Here is a 9032-nt window from a genome sequence, read left to right on the forward strand (position 1 = left end):
ATATGGGAAAAATCAAGCTCATCGAATGTCCACGAGATGCCATGCAGGGTATCAAAACCTTCATTCCTACAGATAAAAAAGTGCAGTACATCCAGGCTTTGTTGCGCTGTGGATTTGACACGATAGATTTCGGGAGTTTTGTTTCTCCTAAGGCGATCCCGCAAATGGCCGATACCGCTGAGGTTTTATCCAAACTGGATCTTTCAACTACCCAAAGTAAATTGCTGGCCATTGTTGCCAATACCAGGGGAGCATCAGATGCTTCTAAATTTGAAGAAATAGATTATCTGGGCTATCCCTTTTCAATTTCAGAAAACTTCCAGATGCGGAATACTCACAAAACCATTGCTGAATCGGTAGAGATTTTAAAAGAAATCCTGGAAATTGCCAATAATAGCAATAAAGAAGTTGTGGCTTATCTTTCAATGGGCTTTGGGAATCCCTATGGTGATCCGTGGAATCTGGAAATAGTAGGGAATTGGACTGAAAAACTTTCGGCAATGGGCGTGAAAATTCTTTCGCTCTCTGATACAATCGGAACTTCTTCTCCCGAAAATATTGAATATTTATTTTCAAACCTTATTCCCAAATATCCTCAAATAGAATTTGGAGCGCACCTGCATACTACGCCTTCCAAATGGCACGAAAAAATTGATGCAGCTTACAAGGCCGGGTGTACCAGGTTTGATGGTGCTATCCAGGGATTCGGGGGCTGCCCGATGGCCAAGGATGAACTTACAGGCAATATGCCATCAGAAAAGATGCTTTCTTATTTTAATTCCAAAAAGGCCGATACCAATATTAAGATGACCAGCTTTGAGTCGGCTTTTAATGAAGCCTCGAAGATATTTGGAGCCTATCACTAAATAATTCAGTTGTGAGCATAAAAAACCGGAAGTTTTAAAACTCCCGGTTTTATTTATTAAGAGCTTTTTGTTCTTTAGAAGCTTGCACTTATTCCGGCGTACACCCCAAAAGGATGTCCTGGTCTAAGTCCTGCAGGAACTCTTGCAACTGCATATTCATTATCCAAAACATTAATCATATTCCCGGTTAAGCTCAGGTGCTTGTTCAGATGGTATTTTGCGGCAAAATCCAGAACAAAATTGGCATCTATTTTTTCATTCTCAGGAATACTTCCCGTACCTGCCAGGGTTCTGAATTCACCCATATACCTACCACTTAAATAAGTTTCAAATTTCTCGTATTCCAGACCAAGAGAAGCGTTGAATTGGTGGTTTGGAATATATGGCATCTCATCGCCTTCAGTGACTTTACCCCAAATATCAGCGGCGCTTTCAAATTCTGACTGAAATTCGGTATTGGTATAGGTATAACCTAAACTTACAGGAAGTTTAAATTCAGCATTTGTTTTCAGCAAATCGTAATTCAATAGAAGTTCAAGCCCGTGGACCAGGACTTCCCCGGCATTAAACTGGTCCAGAGAACCGGTTCCGCCTGACGCGGCCAGGTCACTACCCAGTAAATTACTGTAATCATTATAAAAGACAACAGCTTCTCCCTGTAATCCGGCGAAATTAAATCTGGAACCAAGTTCCAGATTGACGCTTTCTTCCGGATCCTGGCCAACCGAGCTTCCGGGAGGAGAAAAGCCTTTGTGTACCCCACCGAAGATCGCCGCATCTGCATTGATCTTGTAGTTGAAGCCTATCCCGGGAATAAAAACATCCACCTTGTTTTCGCGGGTGCTTAAATCACTTCCTGTACGGTTGATATCCTCTTTCCCGTAATCGATGCGGCCCAGAGTGATATTCTCGTAACGAATACCGGGGGTAAAGGTCCATTTATTGAACTTCAGTTTATACATTATGTGGGCGGCAAATGCTTTTGCATCGCTAATACGGTTGGCATCTGTTCCTGGCGTACCTTCGGTAGTAAGATCCATTTGCCCTTCGTTCATCTGGTAGCGGTCTACCCATTGAAAACGATCTTCTTCATCTACGTGATATTTCAAGCCAATCTCAATATCGTGGAAGGTATTTTCCCCTGCCCAGTGATAGTCAAATTTAGTCTGAACTCCCTGAGAGGTATATTCCCGGTTGTTATTTTTAACAGCAAGAGCATCGGCTTCTGAAGCACCTCCTGTAATGATATTGAAAATATCGGGATAAGCTCCGGGATTATCCAAAATGGAAGCTATTCCCTGTTTCTCGCCATTTGCGGTAACATCATTGAGTTTATACCAGTTTCTGCTGAATTCGTTGCGATAACCGGTTGTAGTGATCCTGAAAGAATTGTGGAAATCCAGGGTGTGAGTTGCCATAAATTGCATATGTTCAGCGTTCATCTGGTCTTTTTGAGAAGCCGCATATCTTCTGAAGGGATCTTTTTCAAAGTCTGAAGCGGTGAGCCCTAAATAGGTTTCATCTGAAACTTCATCAGAATACTGAAATTTAAAATCCAGAGCCTGTTGGGTAGCAGCTTCAGGATTTGTATTTACCCGGAATTTCGCAACAAGATCATCTTTATTAAAACCGGTATCTCCACCGCTATCCAGGTTTTTGAAGCCATCAGATCTGTTGTTTTGATATTCTACAAGGTAACCAATGTTTTTATGGGAGTTACCAACTTTGGCGTGCAGGTTTGAAGTATTAAAACTTCCATAATTAGCGTCTACTGAACCGGAGAATTCCTGAGGGATCTGGGAAGAGATAAAGTTAATAGCTCCTCCTGTTGTAAAAGGCCCGAATTGTACCTGGCTACTACCTTTAAGTACTTCTACGGCCTGCATTCTTCCCACTGAAGGAAAGTAATAGGCTGCCGGGGCGCTATAGGGTGCGGGAGCGATAAGTACTCCGTCTTCCATCAAAGTGATTTTGGAGCTTCTCTCGGGAGAAGTTCCACGTAAACTAATGTTGGGACGTAGTCCAAAACCATCTTCTTCATAGATGTTTACCCCGGGCACCTGCCTTAATACCCGGTTGATATCGGTGTAATTGAATTTTTTAAGGTCCTGTGGGGACAAGAAATAAGCCGATCCTGTGCGGTTACGGGCTTCAAATTTACTTCCAAACAATACTTTTGCCGAAATTATTACTTCCTTAAGATCCTCAACAGATTTAGAAGGATCCTGAAGGCTGTCGTTCTTTTCCTGTGCTTGAAGCGAACCTGTTAAGAGGAGGCTAAGAAAAAATAGAGAAAGCTTCTTCATTTTATTTAGATTAAGTTTAAATAGTGCCGCAAAAGTAATAGCCGGAAATCATTTTCGCAACTTTATTTAGACTTAATTTAAATAGAGAAACAGAAGGATTTCAGAATCAGTTTTTTAGCGAAATAAAATTTTAAATTTTTATTTCTGACCGATTATTGGAATGTTTACAGGCCGTTGAGGCAAAAATAATCTGCTTGAGTTTATTTAAACCCATTCTAAATAGCTATATTTGGACCGAAATAAATCAGTTTAAAAATGAAGAAGATACTTCTGGGGCTCACTGGCCTTATTTTAATGTTCTCCTGTAAAAATTCAGAAGAAAAACAAACAGATGAAACAGATTCTAAGGAGGTAAACGTTTATACCCACCGTCATTACGAATCAGATCGGCAATTATTCAAACAATTTGAAGAAGAAACCGGTATAAGGGTAAATGTGATTAATGCCAGTGCCGATGAACTTATCCAAAAAATGAGTATGGAAGGGAAGCAGTCTCCTGCCGATGTTTTAATTACCGTTGATGCCGGAAGATTGGAGCGGGCAAAATCAAGAGATTTACTGCAACCCATAGAATCTGAAGTGTTGGAAAACACTATAGCTTCCCACTTAAAAGATGCGGAAAATCATTGGTTTTCCCTTACCAAACGCGCCCGGGTGATAGCTTATGCTAAAGACCGTGTAAATCCGGAAGAGCTTTCTACATACGAAGATCTGGCTTCAGAAAAATGGAAAGGGAAGTTGCTTATCCGTAGTTCAGGAAATATCTATAACCAGAGCTTAATGGCTTCTATGATCGTTAATAACGGAGAAGAAGAAGCTAAAAAATGGGCAGAAGCTGTGGTGAAGAATATGGCTCGTTCACCAAAAGGAAATGACCGCGACCAGGTGAAAGCCGTGGTTGCCGGAGAAGGAGATTTGGCTATTGTAAATACCTATTACATTGGGAAAATGCTTAATTCTGATGATCCGGAAGAAGTTAAGGCTGGAGAAAAGGTTGGATTGTTCTTCCCTAACCAAGAGGGGCGTGGTACTCATATTAATGTGAGTGGTGCCGGGGTAGCAAAATACGCTCCTAATAAAGCAAATGCTATAAAATTTATTGAATTTTTGGTCTCTGAGGAAGCTCAGAAGATCTTTGCGCACTCCAATTATGAATACCCGGTGAATGACGCCGTGGAGCCTGCGCCACTTTTACAGGAATGGGGAGAATTCAAAGAAGATACCTTAAATCTTTCTCAACTTGGGCAAAATAACAAAAAGGCAGTAATGCTATTCGATGAAGCAGGCTGGAAGTAGTAACATATTTTCTTTAAAGTCAAGGCTAAATCGTCTTAAAAGGGATACCAATAGATGGTCGGTTTTTACGCTGGCCATTGTTGCTTTTATAGCCCTACCCATTATTTCGATCGGGGTTAAGCTTTTTGCAGGTCCGGGGGAGACCTGGGGGCATCTTGTTGATAATCTTCTGGTAGACTATATAGGGAATTCTTTTTTCCTGGTGTTTTTCTGTAGTGTGCTGGTGCTTTTATTTGGAGTGAGCAGTGCCTGGCTGGTGTCCCGGTTCGAATTTCCATTTAGGAAACAAATGGAATGGCTTTTAATACTTCCCTTGGCCATCCCTTCTTATATCGTTGCCTATGCCTATGCAGGAATCTTTGATTACGGGGGAAGTTTTGAGCTATTCCTAAGGTTTTTCAATATGGAATTCATCCGTATTGATATGATGAATAAATACGGACTCGCTTTCGTTTTGAGTATTTCGTTATTTCCTTATGTTTATGTGAGTTCCAGGGCATTTTTCCTGAACCAGGCCGGAAACTTGCTTGAGGCTTCTACCATGTTGGGAATCGGAGAATTCAGGTCATTTTTTAAGTTGATATTACCCTTGGCCCGTCCGGCAATTATCGCCGGACTCATTCTGGTGCTCATGGAAGTGCTTAACGATTATGGGGCAGCTCAGTATTTTGGAGTAAATACCTTTACTACCGGAATTTTCAGGGCCTGGTTTGCCTTAGAAGAACCTGAAACGGCGATTTATCTTTCAGCTTTATTGATAGCGATTGTTTTCGTGCTTATTTTATTTGAAAAATGGCAAAGAAAAAATCTGCAGGTGGCTTCTCAAATAGCATCAAAATTTTCCCATCGGAAAGAATTCAAGAAGCCGGCGCAGTGGCTTATATTCCTAATTGTTTTAATTCCTGTGAGCTTTGGGTTTTTTGTTCCATTAGCACAGCTCATTTATTGGGCGGTGCTTACTGCAGGAAATGTTTTTGATCTGGATTTCCTGATGTTGTCCCTGCAAAGTTTCTGGATCGCCTTTGTTACTTCCGTGGTGACTGTAATATTGGCTACATTACTGATCTATTTCGCGAAATGGAGCAGTATCAATACTGTGAAAAGTGTATCTAAACTCGGGATTTTGGGTTATGCGATTCCCGGGGCGGTGGTGGCCATTGGGATTATGATTCCAACCCTGGCTTTAGATAAATGGATTATTGGAATAATGAATGATTACTTCGGAATAAGCACAGGTTTGCTCATTAACGGAAGCCTGGTAGCACTGGTCTATGCCTATGCCGTCAGGTTTTTGGCTGTTGCCTATAATCCTATTGAATCTACCGGATTAAAAGTGAGTAGCAGCATACCTGATTCTTCCAGAATGTTAGGTGTTGGAAATTTCAGAACCTTTTTCAGGGTAGAATTTCCGCTTATAAAAACCGGGATACTCAGCGCTATAATCCTTGTTTTTATCGATGTTATGAAGGAGTTGCCACTAACGCTTATTCTCAAACCATTTCATATAAACACCCTGGCCGTGAAAGCCTTTGAGTATGCCAGCGACGAAATGGTTATGGAAGCTGCCATTCCTTCATTATTTATTATATTCACGGCAGCAATTCCGGTAATATTTCTCAACAGGTTACTTATAAAAGATTGAAGATGCTTATTGTTGACTCCCTTTCCAAAAGCTTTGATAAAGGCAAGAGTTTTGCCCTAAAAGATGTCTCCTTTAAACTGGAGCAAGGTGATGTTTGTGCGATAGTAGGAGAGAGCGGAAGTGGAAAAACAACCCTGGTGCGCCTTATCGCCGGTTTGGAAAGGCCTGATGGAGGTGTGATAAAGCTGGAAGGCAAAGAGGTTTCTTCGATAAAGAAACTGGTGCCTCCCGAGAAAAGAAATATTGGGCTGGTTTTCCAGGAGTATGCACTTTTTCCGCATTTTGATTTGCTGAAAAATGTGATGTATGGAATCTCAAAGCTGAAAAACAAAAAGGAGCGTGCAAAGGAAATGCTCGAACTTGTTGGTTTAAGCGGGATGGAACATCGTTATCCGCATCAACTTTCGGGAGGGCAGCAACAAAGGGTCGCCCTGGCCCGGGCCTTAGCTCCCAATCCATCTTTGCTTATTCTGGATGAACCCTTTAGCAACCTCGATGCGATGTTAAGGATGCAACTGAGAAGCCAGGTCTTTGAGATCATTAAAAAGACCGGAGTCACCGCTATTTTTGTAACCCACGATACTCAGGATGCACTCTCTGTAGCCGATGAGATCCTTATTCTTCAGAATGGGAAAATAATTCAGAAAGATCAGGCGGCTAATTTATATACCAAACCTTCTTCCATTTATGTAGCCTCTTTGTTCGGAAATACCATTCAGCTAAATAAAGAAATGCAAACCGCCTTTGACTGTCCCCTAAACCCAAAATGCGATCACGCCATCCGCAACGAGAATTTGAGCATAAATGAAGAATGCGAGTATGTTACTCACGCCAGGGTATTGAAAAAGACTTTTTTGGGGACAGGAACGCAATTATTACTCAAGCTTGATAACGGTCAGAAAATTTCAGTAGTTACCAAAGAGCGCGAAGTAGCCGATCGTATTAAAATAGGATTTAACTCTACCGATCTCCTGGAATTTGCCGGGTAAGGCTTTCTAAAGGAAAGCTTTTGTAACTTATTCTGTTTTAAGTATTTTTTGCGATAAAAAATGTATATTTGCACGCAATTAAATCTTTAATTGCTATGACCGCACACGAATCCAAAATTTTAGGAGAAGCCCTTACTTACGACGATGTTCTTTTAGTACCTGCCTTTTCAGATGTCCTTCCCAGGGAAGTTGATATAAGCTCAAAATTCACAAAAAATATCCGCATAAATGTTCCTATAGTTTCTGCAGCTATGGACACTGTAACCGAATCCCGTATGGCAATCGCTATTGCCCGTGAGGGAGGTATTGGTGTGTTGCACAAAAACATGAGCATTGAAGCCCAGGCGCTAAAAGTACGTAAAGTAAAACGTGCCGAAAGCGGCATGATAATAGACCCTGTGACCCTTTCTATTTCGGCCAACGTCAGCGATGCCAAGGCGAGTATGAAAGAACATAGTATTGGAGGAATTCCAATTGTAGACGATGAGGGCAAACTGCTGGGGATAGTTACCAACAGGGATTTAAGATTTGAAAAAAATAACAATCGTCCGATTTCAGAAGTGATGACTTCAGAAAATCTTGTGACGGTAGCAGAGGGGACTTCCCTTGATGAAGCTGAAGATATCCTTCAGGAATTCAAAATCGAGAAATTGCCGGTAGTGAATTCTGAAAAGAAATTGGTAGGATTAATCACCTTTAGAGATATCACTAAACTTTCTCAGAAACCAACAGCCAATAAGGATTCCTATGGAAGACTTCGTGTAGCAGCTGCTATTGGCGTTACCGGTGATGCCGTGGAAAGAGCCGGAGCACTGGTTAAAGCGGGGGTTGACGCGGTGGTGATAGATACTGCTCACGGTCACACTAAGGGGGTGGTACATGTTTTAAAAGAAGTGAAGAAAAATTTCCCTGAACTGGAGGTTATAGTAGGAAATATAGCAACTGCTGAAGCAGCTAAATATCTTGCCGATGCCGGTGCCGATGCTGTTAAAGTTGGAATCGGGCCTGGTTCTATTTGTACTACCCGGGTGGTTGCAGGAGTTGGTTTTCCGCAATTCTCAGCCGTACTGGAGGTGTCCTCAGCCCTTAAGGGGTCTGGTGTCCCTGTTATTGCTGATGGGGGAATACGTTATACCGGTGATATCCCAAAAGCCCTTGCGGCCGGAGCCGATTGCGTGATGCTTGGCTCATTGCTTGCGGGCACAAAGGAATCTCCGGGTGAGACCATAATCTTTGAAGGTAGAAAATTTAAATCTTACCGCGGAATGGGCTCTGTAGAGGCCATGAACAAAGGCTCTAAAGACAGGTATTTCCAGGATGTGGAAGATGATATTAAAAAACTTGTGCCAGAAGGGATTGTAGGAAGAGTACCTTATAAGGGAGACCTTGAAGAGAGCATTCACCAATTCGTTGGAGGCTTGCGTGCCGGAATGGGCTATTGCGGCGCTAAAGATATCGAGAGTCTCAAGGAAAAAGGTAAGTTTGTAAAGATCACTTCTTCAGGAATTCACGAAAGTCATCCTCATAATGTGACCATTACTAAAGAATCTCCTAACTATAGCAGGTAGATTTAACAATAATATTCAAAACAAAAGAGGCCGTCTAAAAAGTAATTTTTGGGCGGTTTTTTTCTTTTGTGTTATTTGATCTGTAGGCTCTGGTCAGTTTTTCCTATTTTTTTAAGAATGAAAAATAGAAGTAGTATCTTTTCTCTTAGGCTATACTAAACTTCTTTAGGTTATGGGCCATTGCTATAAGCCCCATTTCGGTAGTTATTTTATCCATTCCCCGAAGCATAAACCTTTTGAAGCCCATATTTTGCTTAATATTCCCAAAAACGGCCTCTACATCCCAGCACCTTCGCTTACGATGGGTAATTCCTTTTTCGCTGAGTAGTAGGCGCTTTGCTTTTTTCTTTAACCTGATAAGGTTG

Annotated in this window: 7 protein-coding genes; 5 read left to right on the plus strand and 2 right to left on the minus strand. The window is 41.6% G+C overall.

What is annotated here, in order from left to right:
• Window positions 1–2: 2 nt before the first annotated feature.
• On the plus strand, window positions 3–866 hold the full coding sequence (locus BM266_RS13655) for a hydroxymethylglutaryl-CoA lyase (RefSeq protein WP_093410681.1): 864 nt from the start codon (window positions 3–5) through the stop codon (window positions 864–866).
• A 74-nt stretch (window positions 867–940) separates the two neighbouring features.
• Here BM266_RS13655 and BM266_RS13660 read toward each other — a convergent pair whose 3' ends face one another.
• Window positions 941–3172, minus strand: a complete 2232-nt coding sequence (locus BM266_RS13660) for a TonB-dependent receptor family protein (protein WP_093410683.1) — start codon at window positions 3170–3172, stop codon at window positions 941–943.
• 255 nt (window positions 3173–3427) lie between these two features.
• On the opposite strand from BM266_RS13660, the gene BM266_RS13665 reads away from it, so the two are divergent.
• From BM266_RS13665 to guaB, 4 genes are all read left to right on the plus strand, one after another.
• Window positions 3428–4468 (plus strand): Fe(3+) ABC transporter substrate-binding protein, encoded by a 1041-nt coding sequence (locus BM266_RS13665; RefSeq protein WP_093410685.1) that lies wholly within the window; start codon window positions 3428–3430, stop codon window positions 4466–4468.
• On the plus strand, window positions 4449–6110 hold the full coding sequence (locus BM266_RS13670; RefSeq protein WP_093410687.1) for an ABC transporter permease: 1662 nt from the start codon (window positions 4449–4451) through the stop codon (window positions 6108–6110). The genes BM266_RS13665 and BM266_RS13670 overlap by 20 nt, the downstream gene beginning before the upstream one ends.
• A 2-nt stretch (window positions 6111–6112) precedes the next feature.
• Window positions 6113–7099: an ABC transporter ATP-binding protein gene (locus BM266_RS13675; RefSeq protein WP_093410689.1), complete on the plus strand. Its 987-nt coding sequence runs from the start codon at window positions 6113–6115 to the stop codon at window positions 7097–7099.
• A gap of 95 nt (window positions 7100–7194) precedes the next feature.
• Window positions 7195–8667, plus strand: coding sequence for an IMP dehydrogenase (guaB, locus tag BM266_RS13680; protein WP_093410690.1), 1473 nt, complete (start codon window positions 7195–7197; stop codon window positions 8665–8667).
• A gap of 145 nt (window positions 8668–8812) precedes the next feature.
• Here guaB and BM266_RS13685 read toward each other — a convergent pair.
• The coding region (locus tag BM266_RS13685; RefSeq protein ID WP_139220649.1) for a transposase at window positions 8813–9032 on the minus strand (220 nt) is incomplete at its 5' end.

Origin of the sequence: Salegentibacter flavus (genome assembly GCF_900115145.1) — a bacterium.
Taxonomy (GTDB): Bacteria; Bacteroidota; Bacteroidia; order Flavobacteriales; family Flavobacteriaceae; genus Salegentibacter; species Salegentibacter flavus.